Source organism: Asanoa sp. NPDC049475, from assembly GCF_040676915.1.
Classification (GTDB): Bacteria; Actinomycetota; Actinomycetes; order Mycobacteriales; family Micromonosporaceae; genus Asanoa.
On the sequence record NZ_JBFAPY010000001.1, the window covers coordinates 915,377 to 931,520 of the forward strand.

Here is a 16,144-nt window from a genome sequence, read left to right on the forward strand (position 1 = left end):
ATCCGTCATGGCCATTCTGACCGTCACCAACGCGTCGAACAGGCCGGCGGCATTTCGACAGGGAATCCGAAGTTACGACACGCGGCGCGCGGCCACCGGGAGGTCGGCCGAGATGCGGGCGGCGGCGGCGAGCAGCGGCGGCACCAGGTCGCGGCGGATCGCCTCCAGGGTCGTGCGGCTGGCGGCCGTGGAGACGTTGACGGCCGCCACGGTGCGGCCGGCGCGGTCGCGGATCGGCGCCGCCACCGCGCGCAGGCCCTCTTCCAGCTCCTGGTCGACCAGCGCCCAGCCCTGGGCGCGTACCCGGGTGAGCTCGGTCCGCAGCGCCGCGACCCCGCCGATCGTGCGGGCGGTGAGCCGGTCGAGGGAGACGGTGTCGAGGTAGGACGTCAGCTCGTCGTCGGCCAGGCCGGCGAGCAGGACCCGGCCCATCGAGGTCGCGTACGCGGGAAATCGGGTGCCCACGTTGATGGTCACCGTCATGATCCGCGAGGTAGGCACCCGGGCCACGTAGACCACGTCGGGACCGTCGAGGACCGACACCGAGGACGACTCGTTGACCTCGGCGGCCAGTGTCTCCAGGTGCACCTCGGCGACTTCGGGCAGGGACAGGCTCGACAGGTACGCGTAGCCGAGCTCCAGCACCCGCGGGGTCAGCGAGAACAGCCGGCCGTCGGTGCGCACGTAGCCGAGGTCCATCAGGGTGAGCAGGAAGCGGCGGGCGGCGGCCCGGGTGACCCCCGTGGTCGCGGCGACCTCGCTGAGGGTGAGCTCCGGGTGGGTGCGGTCGAAGGCCCGGATCACCGCGAGCCCGCGTTCGAGGGACTGCACGAAATCGGCCGAGCGCACCGCCGTCACGACGCCTCCTCGATGCCGAGTTCGATGCCGAGCTCGTCGAGCACCCGCTGGGCGGTCGCGAACGCCGTGTTCGCCGCCGGCGCACCAGCGTAAACCGCGGTGTGCAGCAACACCTCTCGGATCTCCGTAGGAGTGACACCCTGGCCGATCGCCGCGCGGACGTGCATGGCCAGCTCGGCCGTGGCGTGCTGACCGGCCAGCAGAGCGATGGTGACCAGGCAACGGGTGCGCCGGTCCAGCTCGGGTCTCGTCCACACCGCACCCCAGGCGTGCGCGGTGACGTGCTCCTGCCAGGGCGCGGTGAACGCGGTCGCGGCCGCGGCGGCGCGGTCGACATGGGCGTCGCCGAGCACGGCCCGGCGCACGGCGGCACCGTCGTCAACCATCGGTCCTCCGGGAGGCGTGTCGGGCCAGCGCGAGATCGACGAAGTAGCCGGCACTGCCGACAGGGTCGGTGGCGCCGCGCTCGGTCGGCCAGCCGGCCCGGTCGAGGTTGGCGCGCATCACATCCGGATGTACGACCAGACGCGACAGGCAGGCGCGCAGCCAGGCGGCCGCCGAGCCGACGGTGACCAGGAGCTCGCGCAGCGGCCGCCACTCGGCCTGCCAGCCGCCGGCGCCGCGCTGGTGCTCCTGCACGGCGCTGGCCAGCAGGGTGGCGACCAGGCCGGGCGCCTGCGCCGCACAGGCCAGCGTGCTGACCGCGGCCACCGGGTTGTGCTTGTGCGCCATCGCGCTGGAGCCGCCGGGCGCGTCCTCCGCGACCTCGCCGACCTCGCTCTGCGCGAGCAGCGTGACGTCGCGGGCGGGCTTGCCGAGCGCACCGGCCGCGACGCCGAGCGCGCCCGCGAGCCGGCCGATCCGGCCGCGTTCGGTGTGCCACGGCAGGTCCGGGGCCGCCAGGCCGAGTCGGCGCGCGAAGTCGGCGACGATCGCCGGGCCGGCCGGCCCGAGACCGGCGATCGTGCCGACGGCGCCGCCGAGCTGTGCGGTGAGTGCGCACCCGCGCAACCCTTCGCCGGCGTCGTCGAGGCCGGTCAGCCAGCCGGCCGCGGTCAGCCCGAAGGTGGTCGGCACCGCTTGTTGCAGCAGCGTGCGGCCGATCAGCACGGTGTCGCGGTGGGTCGCGGCCAGCGTCGCCGCGGAGTCGGCGGCGCCGTCCAGGTCGGCCAGCAGGGCCGCCAGCGCTTCGCGGACGACCAGCATGGCCGCCGTGTCGAGAATGTCCTGGCTGGTCGCGCCGGCGTGCACGTGCTCGCGCACCGCCGGGTCGACCGCTGCCCTGATCGCGGCGACGAGCGGCACGACCGGTGTGGCGTGGGCGGCCGCGGCGACGCCTAGCTCGACCGGGTCCGGCGCGAGCCCCGCGCAGGCCGCGACGATCGCCTCGCCCGCCGCCGGTGGGATCACGCCGGCCGCGGCGTTCGCGGCGGCCAGCGCGGACTCCGCCGACAGCATCGCCCGCACCCAGGCGTCGTCGGCGACCGCGGCCGGCACCGCGCCGCGGCCGAGGATGCCCGTGAACAGGCCCTCAGAATGCGAAGAAGACGGTCTCATGGTCCCCCTGCATGGTGATGTCGAAGGCGTACCCGTCGTCGGTCTCCTTCGCGATCAGCGTCGACCGCCGGACGGGGTCGACGCGGGCCAGCACGGGATCGTCGGCGTTGGCCGCCTCGTCGGGGAAGTAGACCCGGGTGACCAGCCGGTCGAGCAGCCCGCGGGCCAGCAGGCTGACGTCGATGTGCGGCGCCTGGAGGATGCCGTCCGGCCCGGGGACCGGGCCGGGCTTGACCGTCCGGATCGCGTAGCGCCCGTCGGTGTCAGTCGGGCAGCGGGCGAACCCGCGGAAGCCGGCGGTGGCGACGGCGCCGCGCGGGTCGTCGGGATGGTCGAAGCGCCCGGCCGGGTCGGCCTGCCAGATCTCGATCAACGCGTCCGGGACGGGCTCACCGGCTCCGTCGAGGACCACGCCGCGCAGCCAGAACGCACCCGGCAGGTCCTCGGCCACGGCATAAGGACCGTCCGGCCACGGCAGCCCGAGCGCGAAGAACGGCCCAACCGTCTGGGAGGGAGTCGTCATGCGTCGTCCTCCATCGGAGTCGCGTCGCGCCCGCGCAGCACGATGTCCCAGCGGTAGGCGAGCGACCACTCTGGCGTCGTGTGGTCGAGGTCGAACGCGGCGACCATGCGCTGCCGGGCGGCCGGGTCCCGCACCGAGTTGAAGATCGGGTCCTGGTCGAAGAGCGGGTCGTTCGGGAAGTACATCTGCGTGACCAGGCGCTGCGTGAAGGCGTGGCCGAACAGCGAGAAGTGGATGTGCGCCGGGCGCCAGGCGTTGTGGTGGTTGCGCCACGGGTACGCGCCGGGCTTGATGGTGACGAACCGGTAGCGGCCCTCGCTGTCGGTCATCGCCCGCCCGGCCCCGGTGAAGTTCGGGTCGAGCGGCGCGGGATGCCGGTCTCCGGCGTGCAGGTAGCGCCCGGCGGCGTTGGTCTGCCAGACCTCGACGAGGGTGTCCCGCACCGGGCGCCCGTTGCCGTCGAGCACCCGGCCGAACACTTCGATCCGTTCGCCCTGCGGCTCGCCGTCGTGCTGGCGAGTGAGGTCGTGGTCGAGCGGCCCGACCCGGTCGTGGCCGAGCACCGGACCGGTGAGCTCGGTCAGTCCTTGCGGCAGCGCGACCAACGGCTGGCGCGGGCTGCGCAGCCGGGTCGAGCCGTATTCCGGCGACTCCAGCGGGGGCTGCTCGCCCGGCGCGTGGCTCCGGTAGGGCGCGAAGTCAGGCAACGCCGCCTCCTCTCGTCGACGACCTCGTCGTCAGTGACCGCAGCGCGGTCAGCTCCGCGGCGGTGGGCTCTTCGGTGGTGCGCAGGTCGGCGCGGACCGTGAGGGGCCAGCCGGTGGCCGCACGGACCGCGTCGACCGCCACACCGGGGTGGATGCTGACCAGCGTCAGCTCGCAGGTGGCGGGGTCGGGTTCGAGCACGCCGAGGTCGGTGATCAGCCGGATCGGGCCCCGACCGCGCAGGCCGAGCGCCGCCCGGTGCCCGGGGCCGTCGCCGAAGCCGAGCGAGGTGATGAACTCCAGGCGGTCGACGAGGGTACGCGGCTTGTGCCGGACGACCACGATGGTCTCGCGGCAGGAGGCGGCGATCTCCGGGGCGCCGCCCGCCCCGGGCAACCGGACGGCTGGTGAGCGGTAGTCGCCGATCACCGTCGTGTTGATGTTGCCGCGCCGGTCGACCTGCGCCGCGCCGAGGAACCCGACGTCGACCCGCCCGGGCTGGAGCCAGTAGTTGAAGATCTCGGGGACGCTGACCACCGCGTCGGCGGTCTCGCCGAGCTCACCGTCGCCGATGGACAGTGGCAAGGTGGTCGGCTTGGCGCCGATCGCGCCCGACTCGTAGATCAGGGCCAGTTCCGGCGAGCAGGTGCGGCGGGCCAGGTTGGCCGCGGTGCTGGGCAGCCCGATGCCGACGAAGCACGAGGTGCGGCCGGCCAGCGAGCGCGCGGCGGTGACGGTCATCATCTCGTCAGCGGTCCAGGTCATGCGGCGGTCACCTCCTCGAGCCAGCGCCCGAACGTCTCGCGGTCGCGGCTGATCGGGTCCCAGGACTGGTAGTAGTCGTTGTCGCGGTCGTAGTAGCCCTGCGCGTAGGACGGGTGCGCACCGCGCGGCACCTCCGCCACCGCCGTGACCACCCAGCCCGGCAGGACCACGGCCCCCGGCTGCGGCTCGAGTTCGTCGACGATCTCCTCGACGGTGACGAGCGACCGGGAGGCGGCCAGCACCGCTTCCTTCTGCACGCCCGTGATGCCCCACATCTGCACGTTGCCACGCCGGTCGGCGCGCTGTGCGTGGATCACGGCGACGTCCGGGTTGAGAGCGGCCACGGCGGTCAGCGCTTCGCCCGTGAACGGGCAGGTGACCGTGGCGACCGTCTTGGTGTGCTTGGCGATGTCGGTGCCGACGTAACCGCGCAACACCGCGAACGGCAGCCCCGATGCACCGGCGACGTAGCGGTTGGCCATGCCGGCGTGGCTGTGCTCCTCGATCTCGATCGGCCGGGGCCAGGCGTTCTCCACCGCGTCGCGAAACCGGTGCAGCGAGCCGACACCGGGGTTGCCGCCCCACGAGAAGACCAGGCGTGCCGCGCAACCGGCGCCGATGAGCTGGTCGTAGACGATGTCGGGAGTCATCCGGATGAGCGTCAGGTCGCGGCGCCCCTGCCTGATGATCTCCTGGCCGGCCGCCACGGGGATGAGGTGCGTGAAGCCCTCCAACGCGACCGCGTCCCCGTCGTGGACCAGCTCCGCCACACCCTCGGCGAGGCTGACGAGTTCGGCCATGCGGCTCCCAGTCTGTGCGCTATGCGAACAATCGTTCACCAGCCAGCCTAGGAACCGGGAGCCATGAGCGTCAATAATGACAAGCATTGACTTCTAGTACGGCGCGGACCTAGGTTTCCCGTTGTACATCTGTGCGCTATCCGAACACTTGCCCTCTCCGCTCACCCCTGACGTGGATGGAGTTCCGATGCGACGCCCCTTGCTCGCCCTTGTCACCGCCGTGGCGCTGCTCGCCACAGCCGCCTGCGGTGACTCGTCCGACGACACTCCGGCGGCCGGTGGCGCCGCCGCACCCGACAAGGTCAACGCCGGCGTCATCGCGATCCTCGATGTCGCGCCCATCTACCTCGGCAAGGAGAAGGGCTTCTTCAGCAAGCGCAACATCGACCTGACGCTGACGACCGCGCAGGGCGGCGCCGCGATCGTGCCGGCCGTGCTGTCCGGCGAATACCAGTTCGGCTTCAGCAACGCGGTCTCGCTGTTGCTGGGCAAGTCGAAGAACGCCCCGCTCAAGGTCGTCTGCAACGGCAACAACTCGACCGGGGTGGACGACGACTTCGCCGGACTGTACGTCAAGCCGGACAGCGGCATCGCGTCGCCGAAGGACCTGGCGGGCAAGACCGTCGCGGCCAACACCCTCAAGAACATCGTGGACACCAGCGTGCGGGCCTCGGTGAAGAAAGACGGCGGCGACCCCAGCCAGGTCAAGTTCACCGAGCTTCCGTTCCCCGAGCAGGTCGGCGCGTTGCAGGCGGGCCGGGTCGACGCCATCTTCGTCGTCGAGCCGTTCCAGCAGGCCGCGCTCGCCGCCGGGATGAAGAAGATCGCCTCCAGCTACGTGGACGCGGCGCCGAACCTGACCGTCGCGATGTACTTCACCTCGACCAAGCTGATCGGCGAGAACCCCGACCTGGTCAAGCGGTTCACCGAGGCGATGAAGGAGTCGCTGGCCTACGCCGACTCGCACGGCGACGAGGTGCGCGACATCATCGGCACGTACACCAAGATCGAAGAGCCGGTGCGGGCCAAGATGACGTTGCCCAAGTGGCCGTCGGAGATCAACACGGCCTCGATCGACGCGCTGGCCCAGGCCGCGGTCACCGACGGGCTGCTGACCGAGAAGCCGGACGTCGCGGGGCTGCTTCCCTGATGGTCGCTGTCGCGGCGCGCACGTCCCGGGTGACCGGCCGACGGTTCCGGTCGGTCACCCTGGGCGTGCTGGGCCTGGTGGGGTTCGCGCTGGCGCTGGAGATCGGGCCGCGGGTCGGCGTCGTGCCGATCGAGTTCGCGCCGCCGACGAGCCAGATCCTGGTCTCCATGGGCGACCTGCTCGGCGAGGCGTCGTTCTGGACGGCGCTCCTCGACACGCTGCGCACCTGGGCCCTCGGGCTGGGCATCGCGATGGTGGCCGGCGTCGTCGTCGGCGTGCTGCTCGGCTCGCTGCCGATCGTGCGGGCGGCCACCGCGACGACAGTCGAGTTCCTCCGGCCGATTCCCTCGGTCGCGCTGATCCCGCTGGTGATCGTGCTCTACGGCCCGACCGTCAAGTCGACCCTCGTGCTCGTCGTCTACGCGGCGTTCTGGCAGGTGCTGATCCAGGTGGTGCACGGCGTCGCCGACGTCGACCCCGTCGCCCGGGACACCGCGCTCGCGTTCCGGCTGGGCCCGTGGGCGCGGGTGCGCTACGTGGTCTGGCCGACCGCGTTGCCCTACGTCATCACGGGTTTCCGGCTGGCCGCCTCGGTCGCGCTGATCCTGACCATCACCGGCGAGCTCGTCATCGGCTCGCCCGGGATCGGCAAGGAGATCGACACGGCCCAGCAGAGCAACGCGGTGCGCACCGTGTACGCGCTGATCGTGGTCACCGGCATCCTCGGCGTGCTGGCCAACCTGCTCACCCGCTTCGTCGAGCGGCGCGTGCTCTCCTGGCACCCGTCGACCCGTGGCGAGGAGGTGGTGGCCGCGTGAAGCTCCTCGTCCGCGTACTCCTGCTGATCGGCCTGCCCGTCGTGCTGCTCGCCGCGTGGTGGTTCGGCTCGGCCGGGAGCGAGGACTTCTACCGACCGTCGCTGGAGTCCATCGTGGACGCGTTCGCGCGCACCTGGACCTGGGACATGTTCGCGCAGCAGGTGTTCCCGTCGCTGTGGCGCCTGCTCGTCGGCTACCTGATCGCGGTGCTGCTCGGCGTCGCGCTGGGCGTGCTGATCGGCACCTACCAGTCGGTGCGGGCGCTGCTGGAGCCGGTGCTCGAGTTCCTGCGCGCGTTCCCGCCGCCCGTGCTGGTGCCGGCCGCGATCCTGCTCGCCGGCATCGGCGACCGCACCAAGATCCTGGTGATCGTCTTCGGTTGCGTCTGGCCGGTGCTGCTCAACACCATCGAGGGTGTCCGCGGCCGCGACGAGGTGCTCAGCGACACCTGCCGCAGCTACGGCATCACCGGGACGCTGCGCCTGCGCCATCTGGTGCTCCGCGCGGCCAGTCCACAGATCATGACCGGCGCCCGGCAGGCCCTCCCGCTGGCCATCATCCTGATGGTGATCAGCGAGATGATGGCCGCCAACGAGGGCCTCGGCTTCACGGTTCTGCAGTTCCAGCGGGGTTTCCAGATCCCCGAGATGTGGAGCGGCGTGCTCCTGCTCGGCGTGATCGGCATCGTGCTCTCCCTGCTGTTCAGACTGGCCGAGCGGTCGCTGCTCGGCTGGTACCACGGCCAACGAGCGGGACAACGGGAGTGGTGATGCTCGAGGTCAAGAACCTGCACAAGGTGTACGACGGCCACGGCCGGCGGGTGACCGCGGTCGGCGACCTGACGTTCTCGGTGCCGGAGGGCCAGTTCACCTGCGTCGTCGGCCCCTCCGGCTGCGGCAAGACCACGCTGCTGCGGGTGATGGCCGGCCTCCTGCCGGCCACCTCCGGCGAGGTGCGGGTGCAGGGCACGCCGGTCACGGCACCGCCGCGCGGGCTCGCGGTCGTCTTCCAGGAGTACGGGCGCAGCCTGTTCCCCTGGCTGCGGGTGCGCGAGAACGTCGAGCTTCCGCTCAAGGCGCAGGGCATGGCCCGCGACAAGCGCCGGGAGCTGGCGACCGAGGCGCTCGCGGCGGTCGGACTGTCCGATGCGCACAGTGCCTATCCGTGGCAACTGTCCGGCGGTATGCAGCAACGGGTGGCGATCGCGCGGGGCATCGCCTACCAGCCGCGGGTGCTGTTGATGGACGAGCCGTTCGCGGCCGTCGACGCGCAGACCCGGGCCGACCTCGAAGACCTGATCCGGTCGGTGTGGCAACGGTTCGGCGTCACGCTGCTGTTCGTCACGCACGACATCGACGAGGCGGTCTACCTCGGCGAGCGGGTGATCGTGCTGTCCGCGTCGCCGACCACGGTGGCACAGGACCTGGTAATCGACCTGCCCGCGTCGCGCGACCAGCTCACGACTCGATCAGACCCGCGGTTCACCGAGCTGCGCGGTCAGGTCTACGCCCAAATCCAGAAGGTGAAGGCCCCGGCATGACTTTCTTCGACCCCGAGCTGTGGAACGGCAGAGTATTCACGGGCGACTGGACCCCGCCGGCCGGCGGGACGACCGAGATCTTGGAGAAGGCGACCGGCGGGTCGCTCGGGCTTACCGGCGTGGCCGACGGCGGTGACGTCGCCGCCTCCGCGGCTTCCGCGGCGGCCGCGCAGCGCGCCTGGGCGGCGACCTCGTTCGAGGAGCGCGCGGCCGTGCTGCGTAGGGCCGGCGCGCTGATCGAGGCCAACGCGGCCGAGTTGCGCGACTGGGTGGTCCGGGAAACCGGCGCCGTGCCGGGCCTCGGCGACTTCGCGGTCGGCGTGGCGACCCAGGAGTGCTACGAGGCGGCCGCACTGGCCCACCGGCCGCTCGGCGAGATCCTGCAGAGCAACCAGCCGCGGCTGAGCCTGATCAAGCGCGTGCCGGTCGGCGTGGTCGGCGTGATCTCGCCGTTCAACGTGCCGCTGATCCTGTCGATCCGTTCGGTCGCGCCGGCGCTCGCGCTCGGCAACGCCGTGGTGCTCAAACCGGACCTGCGTACCCCGGTCAGTGGTGGGTTCGCGATCGCCCGGGTCTTCGCCGAAGCTGGGTTGCCGCCCGGTCTGCTGCACGTGCTGCCCGGCGGCGCCGAGGCGGGCTCCGCGCTGGTCGCCGAGCCGTTGGTGCGGGTGGTCTCGTTCACCGGCTCGAGCGCGACCGGCCGGCGGGTCGCCGAGCTCGCCGCGCGCCACCTCAAGCGGGTCCACCTCGAGCTCGGCGGCAACTCGGCGCTGGTGGTGCTCGACGACGCCGACCTGGACCGCGCGGTCTCCGCCGGCGCCTGGGGTTCGTTCCTGCACCAGGGCCAGATCTGCATGACCGCCGGGCGGCACCTCGTGCACGAGCGGATCGCCGACGACTACGTGGCCGCCCTCGCCGAGCACGCCGACCACCTCCCGGTAGGCGACCCGTTCACCGGGCAGGTCGCGCTCGGCCCGCTGGTCGACGAGGGCCAGCGCGACAAGGTGCACGCGCTGGTCAACGCGACCGTCGACGCCGGTGCCCGGCTGGTCGCGGGCGGCAAGCACGAAGGGCTGTTCTACCGGCCGACAGTGCTCGACCAGGTGCGCACGGACATGCCGGCGTACGCGGAGGAGGTGTTCGGTCCCGTCGCCCCGGTCGTGCGGTTCAGCAGCGTCGACGAGGCCGCCGCGCTGGCCGCCGACTCGCCCTACGCGCTCTCGCTGAGCATCCTGACCGGCGACGCGATGCGTGGCCTGGCGCTCGCCGAGCGGATCCCGAGCGGGATCGTGCACATCAACGACCAGACCGTCAACGACGAGGCGGTGGCACCGTTCGGCGGTGTCCTCGACTCGGGCACCGGTGCGCGCTTCGGCGGCGCCGGCAACCTCGACGCGTTCACCGAGCAGCGGTGGATCACGCTGCGCGGCGAGATCCCGGCCTACCCGTTCTAACCCGAAAGGTGCTTGAGATGACCTTGCGCGACACGCCGCCGTTCCGGGCCGACCACGTGGGCAGCCTGCTGCGCCCCGACCGTCTGCTGAAGGCGCGTGCCGACCGGGCGGCCGGCACGATCTCGGCCGAGGAGCTGCGGGCCGTGGAGGACGACGCGATCCGCGACGTGGTGCGGATGCAGCGCGACGTCGGGCTGAGCTCCGCGACCGACGGGGAGTTCCGCCGCACGTCGTGGCACATGGACTTCATCTACCAGCTCGGCGGCATCCACTCGACCGACGAGAAGATCCGGGTGCACTTCCACAACAAGGAGGGCGACCTCGACTTCACCTCGGCGGCGCTGGCGGTCGACGGCCCGGTTCGGCTGGAGAAGACCATCTTCGGCGACGATTTCGCGTTCCTCAACTCCACTGTGGAAGACGGTGTGACGGCGAAGCTGACCATCCCGTCGCCGAGCATGGTGCATTACCGGGGTGGCAAGGCGTCGATCGACCCGGCGGTCTATCCCGACGAGGAGCAGTTCTGGGCCGACCTGTCGGCCGCGTACGCCGCTCAGGTCACCGCCGTCGCGCAGCTCGGCTGCCGCTATCTCCAGCTCGACGACACCAGCCTCGCGTATCTGAACGACCCCGAGCAGCGCAAGCAGCTCACCGAGCGGGGCGACGACGCCGAGCACCAGCACCTGCGCTACATCAGGCAGATCAACGCGGCGATCCAGGACCGGCCGGCCGAGCTGTCGGTGACCACGCACATGTGCCGGGGCAACTTCCGGTCGTCGTGGGCGGCCGAGGGCGGTTACGACTTCGTGGCCGAGGCGCTGTTCTCGGAGCTCGCGGTCGACGGCTTCTTCCTGGAGTTCGACGACGAGCGCTCCGGCGGCTTCGCTCCGCTGCGGTTCGTCCCCCCGGGCAAGATGGTCGTGCTCGGTCTGGTCACCACCAAGAACGGTGCGCTGGAGTCCAAGGACGCGCTGAAGCGGCGCATCGACGAGGCGAGCAAGTACGTGCCGCTGGAGCAGCTCTGCCTCTCGCCGCAGTGCGGTTTCTCGTCGACGGTCGAGGGCAACGTGCTGAGCTATGACGACGAGGTGGCCAAGCTTCGCCTGATCGTCGAGACCGCGGCCGAGGTGTGGGGCTGACCGTGTTGGAGACGCGCACGCAGGTGGGCATCGTGGGTGCCGGCCCGGCCGGCCTGGTGCTCGCCCACCTGCTGCGGTCGCGCGGCATCGACTGTGTCGTGCTCGAGCGCCAATCGCGGTCCTATGTGGAAGCCAGGATCCGGGCCGGCGTGCTCGAGCACGGCACGGTCGACCTGCTCACCTCGCTCGGGCTGGCCGACCGGCTGCACCGCGAGCGGATGGTGCACCACGGCATCGAGCTGCTCTTCGAACGAGAGGCTCACCGGATCCCGCTGTCCGAGCTGGCCGGGAGGGAGATCACCATCTACGGGCAGCACGAGGTGGTCAAGGACCTGATCGCCGCGTGGGAGGGCCCGTTGCACTTCTCGGTGTCGTCGGTGTCGTTGTCGGGACTCTCCTCGTCGGCACCTGTCGTGTCCTATGTGGATTCTGATGGTGTGGCGCGTTCTCTGCGGTGCGACGTGATCGCGGGGTGTGACGGGTTCCACGGCGTGTCCCGGCCTTCGGTGCCCGACGGGGTGCTGACCGTGCACCAGCGCGACTATCCGCACGCGTGGCTGGGCATCCTGGCGGAGGCACCGCCCTCGTCGGAGGAGCTGATCTACGCGCACAGCTCGCGGGGCTTCGCCCTGCACAGCATGCGCTCGCCGTCCGTCACCCGGATGTACCTTCAGGTGCGGCCCGACGAGGACCTGGGCTCGTGGCCGGACGAGCGGATCTGGGACGAGCTGCGGACGCGGCTCGACCGCTCAGACCCTTCCTGGGCGCTGGCTTCCGGGCCGATCCTGGAGCGGTCGGTCGCCGCGATGCGCAGCTTCGTCGTGTCGCCGATGCGGTACGGCCGGCTGTTCCTGGCCGGCGACGCCGCGCACATCGTGCCGCCGACCGGGGCGAAGGGCCTCAACCTGGCGGTGGCCGACGTCAAGGTGCTCGCCGACGCGCTGACCTCCTGGTACGCGACCGGTGACGAGGCCGGGCTCGACGCGTACTCGGAGACCTGCCTGCGCCGCGTCTGGCGGGTCCAGCACTTCTCCTGGTGGATGACCTCGATGCTGCACCCGACCGGCGACGACCCGTTCGATCTGGCGCTCCAGCTTTCCCAACTGCGCTACGTGACCTCGTCGCGGGCGGCGGCCACCTCGCTGGCGGAGAACTACGTCGGCTTCCCGTTCCTGTGAGGGGACGGTTCGCCACCGCCGCCTGGCTGGCCGCGGTCCTGTTGGCCGCGGTCAACCTGCGCCCCGCCATCGCGTCCGTGCCGCCGATCGTCGACGCGGTCCGCGGGTCGTTCGGGCTGTCCGCGTCGGCGGCCGGTGTGCTGACCGCGGTGCCGGTCGTCTGCATGGGGTTGTTCGCGCCGGCCGCGGCCTGGGCGGCAGGGCGTTGGGGCACCCGGCGCACGATGGCGCTCGCGCTGGCGCTGCTCACCGTGGCGACGGCCGTGCGGCCGCTGACCGGGGTCGGGCTGCTCTATGCCGCGACGGTGTTGGTCGGCGTGGCGATCGCGGTGGGTGGCGCGCTGATGCCCGCGCTGGTCCGGGACCGTTTTCCGGAGCGGGTCGGGCCGGTGACCGGGCTCTACACGACGGCGTTGATCTCGGGCGCGTTGATCGGGTCCGGCGGCACCGAACCGCTGCGCGCCGGGTTGGGCGGGTCGTGGCGGGCCGCGCTGGCTCTCTGGGCCTTGCCGGCCGGTCTCGCCTTGCTGGTCTGGCTGATGGTGCGGCCGGCCGCGGCGCCCCGCCGCGTCTTTGTCAGCTCGGGCTGGTCGCCGTGGCGGGACCGGGGCGCGTGGATGGTCACGCTCTACATGGGCGGACAGTCGCTGCTGTACTACGCGCCGCTGGCCTGGCTGGCCGCCCGCTATACGGAACTGGGCTGGTCGGCCGCCCGAGCGGGTGGGTTGTTGGCGTTGTTCAGCGCGACCCAGGTGGTGTCGGCGCTGGTCGCACCGGCGCTGGCCCGGCGCGACCCGCGGCCCGCGATCGTGGTCGGCCTGCTGGTGGCCGTCGGTTGCCTCGCGCTGATCGGCGTGTCGCCGCTGAGCGCGCCGGCGCTGTGGGCGGCGCTGCTCGGCATCGGCGTGGGTGCGAACTTCTCGCTCGCGCTCACGGTGGTCGGGCAGATCGCGCCGACACCGGCGGACACCCCGCGGGCGTCGGGGATGGCGTTCTTCGTCGGTTATCTGCTGGCCTCGCTCGGGCCGGTCGCGGTCGGGTTCCTGCACGACGTGACCGGCGGCTTCCGGGTGCCGTACCTGATGCTGGTTCCGCTCGGGTTGGCCACTCTCGTTTTCGGGGTGGCCGCAGGCACGGCCGTGGTCCGTCGTGTCGCTAGTTCCACACGGTGAGGCCGATGGCCACTCCGGCGGCCGCCGCGCCGAGGCCCGCCGCGATGCTCAACCCCGCGTAGCCGACGGCCCGTTTCGGCGCGCCCTGCTCCAGCAGGCGTACGGTCTCGAAGCCGAAGGTGGAGTACGTGGTCAGCGCGCCGCAGAAGCCGGTGCCGACGAGGGCGTACACGCCGGTGGTGGTGGCCGTGCCGCCGGTGACCAGGCCGAGGATCAGCGAGCCCACGACGTTGACGGTGAGCGTGCCGAACGGGAAGCGGCCGCTGTGCAGCCGTTGGATCGCGCGGTCGGCCAGGTAGCGCGCGGGCGCGCCGACCGCGGCGCCGATCGCGATGAACAGCAGCGTCACGCGGTCACCAGCCAGGTGACCATCCGGGCGACGGTCATCCCGGCGAAGACCGCGACCAGGGCGGCGGCCAGCGTGGCCAGCAGGTAGGCCGCGGCCGTGCCGGGTGCGCCGGCCACGATCAAGTTCCGGATCTCCACCGAGTACGTGGAGAAGGTCGTGTAGCCGCCGAGGACCCCGACACCGAGGAACGGGCGGAGCAGGCGTTGCCTGGTGAAGATCTCGGTGACCAGCACCATGAGCGCGCCGATGAGCAGGCAACCGGTGACGTTGATGACAAAGGTAGCCCAGGGGAAACTGCCGGGTGGAGTGGGCCAGACGTGGCCGATGCCGTAGCGGGCGAGCGCGCCGAGGGCCCCACCCGCCGACACCGACACCACCACTGGCCAGTGTGTTTCCGTGCGCTGAGCGGGTATGCCGAGGTCGATGTCCGAGTCGACGGGCAGCAGGTGCGGCTCGCGTGCCATGGACCCATGATCCCAGCGGGAATGTCGTACCCGGCGGTTAGAACGGACGGGACACGTACCCGCCTACGGAGGAGTGCCATGACTTCCACCCTGTCGGCACAGGTGAACGGCCCGGTGCTGGCCGCTTACGACGAGGGCTACGCCGACGAGGTCGCCGCGTGGAACACCGGTGCCACGCACACCCCGGATCTCGTCGTCGGGGCGACATCCGCGTCCGATGTCGCCACGGCGATCCGCTATGCCGGCGACCACGGGCTGCACGTCCATGTCCAGGGCACCGGGCACGGCGCCGAGTCGTCGATCACCTCGGGGTTGCTGATCACGACCCGGCGGCTCGACGGGCTCGTCGTCGACCCGCAGACGCGCACCGCCACGATCGGCGCGGGCCAGCAGTGGGGTGCGGTGGTCGCGGCCGCCGCCGAGCACGGGCTGCTGCCGATCGCGGGCGCGGCGTCCACCGTGGGCGTGATCGGCCTGTTGACCGGCGGCGGCCTCGGCCCGCTGGTCCGCAGCCACGGCTACGCGTCCGACTACGTTCTGGGCTTCACGGTGGTGACCGGTGCGGGCGAGATCGTCTCGGCCTCGGCGACCGAGCACGCCGACCTGTTCTGGGCGCTGCGGGGCGGCAAGTTCGGGCTGGGCGTCGTGACCGAGGTGCGGGTCCGGCTCGTCGAGCTCGCCCAGCTCTACGGCGGCGCGCTGATGTTCGACGCGGCCGACATCGAGCCGGCGCTGCGGGCCTGGGTCGACTACACGGCCACCGCCGACGACCAGGTGTCGACCAGCGCCGCGATCATCCGGATGCCGCCGTTCCCGGAGATCCCCGAGGCGCTGCGCGGGCGCACGCTGCTTTCGCTGCGGTTCGCCTATCCGGGTCCGGTCTCGCAGGGTGCGTCGCTGGCCGCGCCGTTGCGTGCGGCGGCGCCGGTCTATCTCGACGCGTTGGGCGAGCTGCCGGCCGGCCAGATCGCGCGCATCCACAACGACCCGACCGAGCCGGGCGCGAGCCAGGTCTACGGCATGCTCCTCGACCCGATCGACCAGGACTTCGCGACGGCGTTCCTGGCCGCCTTCGGGCCGTCGGTCGACTCACCGTTCGTCTCGGCGGAGCTCCGCCACCTCGGCGGCGCCGCGGCACGCGACGTCGAGGGCGGTTCGGCGGTGGCGGGCCGCGACGGGTCGTTCGCGTGCTCGCTGGTCGGCGTGCGCCCCGACTTCTTCGAGAAGGTGCTGCCCGACGCGGCCTACGACTGGCGCGAGGTGGCCGGGCCGTGGCTACGCGACGACTGCAACGCCAACCTGATGGGCCTGCCGATCACGGCGGAGCGGCTGGCAACCATGTGGTCGGAAGGCGCCAACACCCGCCTCGGCGAAATCCGTTGGCGCTACGACCCCGACGGGGTCCTGGCCAAGCCGGCCTGACGGCCGGCCCGCGCCGGCAGCCCGCCCTGCCGGGCCGCGCCACCAGGCGGGCGTTTGTCCAGACCGGACGAGCCAGCTCGGCAGCCGAGAGGGGGCGGTGCGGGCCGTGCCGGGTCGTGCCCAGCGGCCGTGCCGGGCCGTGCCCAGCGGCCGTGCCCAGCGGGCCGTGCCGGGTCGTGCCCAGCGGGCCGTGCCGGGTCGTGCCCAGCGGGCCGTGCCGGGTCGTGCCCAGCGGGCCGTGCCGGGACGT

At 72.0% G+C, this 16,144-nt stretch carries 18 protein-coding genes; 9 read left to right on the plus strand and 9 right to left on the minus strand.

The window, feature by feature from the left end; all coding sequences use genetic code 11:
• Window positions 1-72: 72 nt before the first annotated feature.
• Genes AB0J88_RS04350 through AB0J88_RS04380 form a run of 7 tightly spaced genes read right to left on the minus strand, consistent with a single transcriptional unit; the run spans window position 73 to window position 5,208 of the window.
• Window positions 73-858: an IclR family transcriptional regulator C-terminal domain-containing protein gene (locus AB0J88_RS04350; protein ID WP_364352120.1), complete on the minus strand. Its 786-nt coding sequence runs from the start codon at window positions 856-858 to the stop codon at window positions 73-75.
• Window positions 855-1,244, minus strand: a complete 390-nt coding sequence (locus AB0J88_RS04355; RefSeq protein WP_364352123.1) for a carboxymuconolactone decarboxylase family protein — start codon at window positions 1,242-1,244, stop codon at window positions 855-857. Before AB0J88_RS04355 ends, AB0J88_RS04350 begins: the two co-directional genes overlap by 4 nt.
• Window positions 1,237-2,415, minus strand: coding sequence for a lyase family protein (locus AB0J88_RS04360; RefSeq protein WP_364352126.1), 1,179 nt, complete (start codon window positions 2,413-2,415; stop codon window positions 1,237-1,239). The genes AB0J88_RS04355 and AB0J88_RS04360 overlap by 8 nt, the downstream gene beginning before the upstream one ends.
• Window positions 2,390-2,938 carry a protocatechuate 3,4-dioxygenase subunit alpha gene (gene pcaG / locus AB0J88_RS04365; protein ID WP_364352129.1) on the minus strand — a complete coding sequence of 183 codons (549 nt, stop codon included), beginning with the start codon at window positions 2,936-2,938 and terminating at the stop codon, window positions 2,390-2,392. The genes AB0J88_RS04360 and pcaG overlap by 26 nt, the downstream gene beginning before the upstream one ends.
• Complete coding sequence (pcaH, locus tag AB0J88_RS04370) at window positions 2,935-3,645, minus strand: protocatechuate 3,4-dioxygenase subunit beta (protein ID WP_364352132.1); 711 nt, start codon at window positions 3,643-3,645, stop codon at window positions 2,935-2,937. The genes pcaG and pcaH overlap by 4 nt, the downstream gene beginning before the upstream one ends.
• Window positions 3,638-4,408, minus strand: a complete 771-nt coding sequence (locus AB0J88_RS04375; protein ID WP_364352135.1) for a CoA-transferase — start codon at window positions 4,406-4,408, stop codon at window positions 3,638-3,640. Before AB0J88_RS04375 ends, pcaH begins: the two co-directional genes overlap by 8 nt.
• A complete protein-coding gene (locus AB0J88_RS04380) occupies window positions 4,405-5,208 on the minus strand; it encodes a CoA transferase subunit A (protein ID WP_364352138.1) in 804 nt (267 codons plus the stop codon). The genes AB0J88_RS04375 and AB0J88_RS04380 overlap by 4 nt, the downstream gene beginning before the upstream one ends.
• A gap of 187 nt (window positions 5,209-5,395) precedes the next feature.
• Here AB0J88_RS04380 and AB0J88_RS04385 point away from each other — a divergent pair, with 187 nt between their 5' ends.
• From AB0J88_RS04385 to AB0J88_RS04420, 8 genes are read left to right on the plus strand one after another with little or no spacing between them, the layout of a single operon-like run.
• Window positions 5,396-6,358: an ABC transporter substrate-binding protein gene (locus AB0J88_RS04385; protein WP_364352141.1), complete on the plus strand. Its 963-nt coding sequence runs from the start codon at window positions 5,396-5,398 to the stop codon at window positions 6,356-6,358.
• Window positions 6,358-7,176, plus strand: a complete 819-nt coding sequence (locus AB0J88_RS04390; protein ID WP_364352144.1) for an ABC transporter permease — start codon at window positions 6,358-6,360, stop codon at window positions 7,174-7,176. The genes AB0J88_RS04385 and AB0J88_RS04390 overlap by 1 nt, the downstream gene beginning before the upstream one ends.
• The gene (locus AB0J88_RS04395) at window positions 7,173-7,946 is read left to right on the plus strand and encodes an ABC transporter permease (protein WP_364352147.1); all 774 of its coding nucleotides are present in this window, start codon (window positions 7,173-7,175) and stop codon (window positions 7,944-7,946) included. The genes AB0J88_RS04390 and AB0J88_RS04395 overlap by 4 nt, the downstream gene beginning before the upstream one ends.
• Window positions 7,946-8,716, plus strand: coding sequence for an ABC transporter ATP-binding protein (locus AB0J88_RS04400; protein WP_364352150.1), 771 nt, complete (start codon window positions 7,946-7,948; stop codon window positions 8,714-8,716). The genes AB0J88_RS04395 and AB0J88_RS04400 overlap by 1 nt, the downstream gene beginning before the upstream one ends.
• Window positions 8,713-10,170: a benzaldehyde dehydrogenase gene (locus tag AB0J88_RS04405; RefSeq protein ID WP_364352153.1), complete on the plus strand. Its 1,458-nt coding sequence runs from the start codon at window positions 8,713-8,715 to the stop codon at window positions 10,168-10,170. Before AB0J88_RS04400 ends, AB0J88_RS04405 begins: the two co-directional genes overlap by 4 nt.
• 17 nt (window positions 10,171-10,187) lie before the next feature.
• Complete coding sequence (locus tag AB0J88_RS04410) at window positions 10,188-11,309, plus strand: 5-methyltetrahydropteroyltriglutamate--homocysteine S-methyltransferase (protein WP_364352156.1); 1,122 nt, start codon at window positions 10,188-10,190, stop codon at window positions 11,307-11,309.
• Window positions 11,310-11,311: 2 nt separating this feature from the next.
• Window positions 11,312-12,487, plus strand: coding sequence for a 4-hydroxybenzoate 3-monooxygenase (locus tag AB0J88_RS04415; RefSeq protein WP_364352159.1), 1,176 nt, complete (start codon window positions 11,312-11,314; stop codon window positions 12,485-12,487).
• A complete protein-coding gene (locus AB0J88_RS04420; RefSeq protein ID WP_364352162.1) occupies window positions 12,484-13,659 on the plus strand; it encodes an MFS transporter in 1,176 nt (391 codons plus the stop codon). The genes AB0J88_RS04415 and AB0J88_RS04420 overlap by 4 nt, the downstream gene beginning before the upstream one ends.
• On the opposite strand, the gene crcB is transcribed toward AB0J88_RS04420, so the two are convergent.
• Window positions 13,643-14,008: a fluoride efflux transporter CrcB gene (gene crcB / locus AB0J88_RS04425; protein ID WP_364352165.1), complete on the minus strand. Its 366-nt coding sequence runs from the start codon at window positions 14,006-14,008 to the stop codon at window positions 13,643-13,645. The genes AB0J88_RS04420 and crcB overlap by 17 nt on opposite strands.
• Window positions 14,005-14,472: a CrcB family protein gene (locus AB0J88_RS04430; RefSeq protein ID WP_364352168.1), complete on the minus strand. Its 468-nt coding sequence runs from the start codon at window positions 14,470-14,472 to the stop codon at window positions 14,005-14,007. Before AB0J88_RS04430 ends, crcB begins: the two co-directional genes overlap by 4 nt.
• Before the next feature lie 78 nt (window positions 14,473-14,550).
• Here AB0J88_RS04430 and AB0J88_RS04435 point away from each other — a divergent pair, with 78 nt between their 5' ends.
• The gene (locus tag AB0J88_RS04435) at window positions 14,551-15,894 is read left to right on the plus strand and encodes an FAD-binding oxidoreductase (RefSeq protein WP_364352171.1); all 1,344 of its coding nucleotides are present in this window, start codon (window positions 14,551-14,553) and stop codon (window positions 15,892-15,894) included.
• Window positions 15,895-16,144 lie beyond the last annotated feature (250 nt).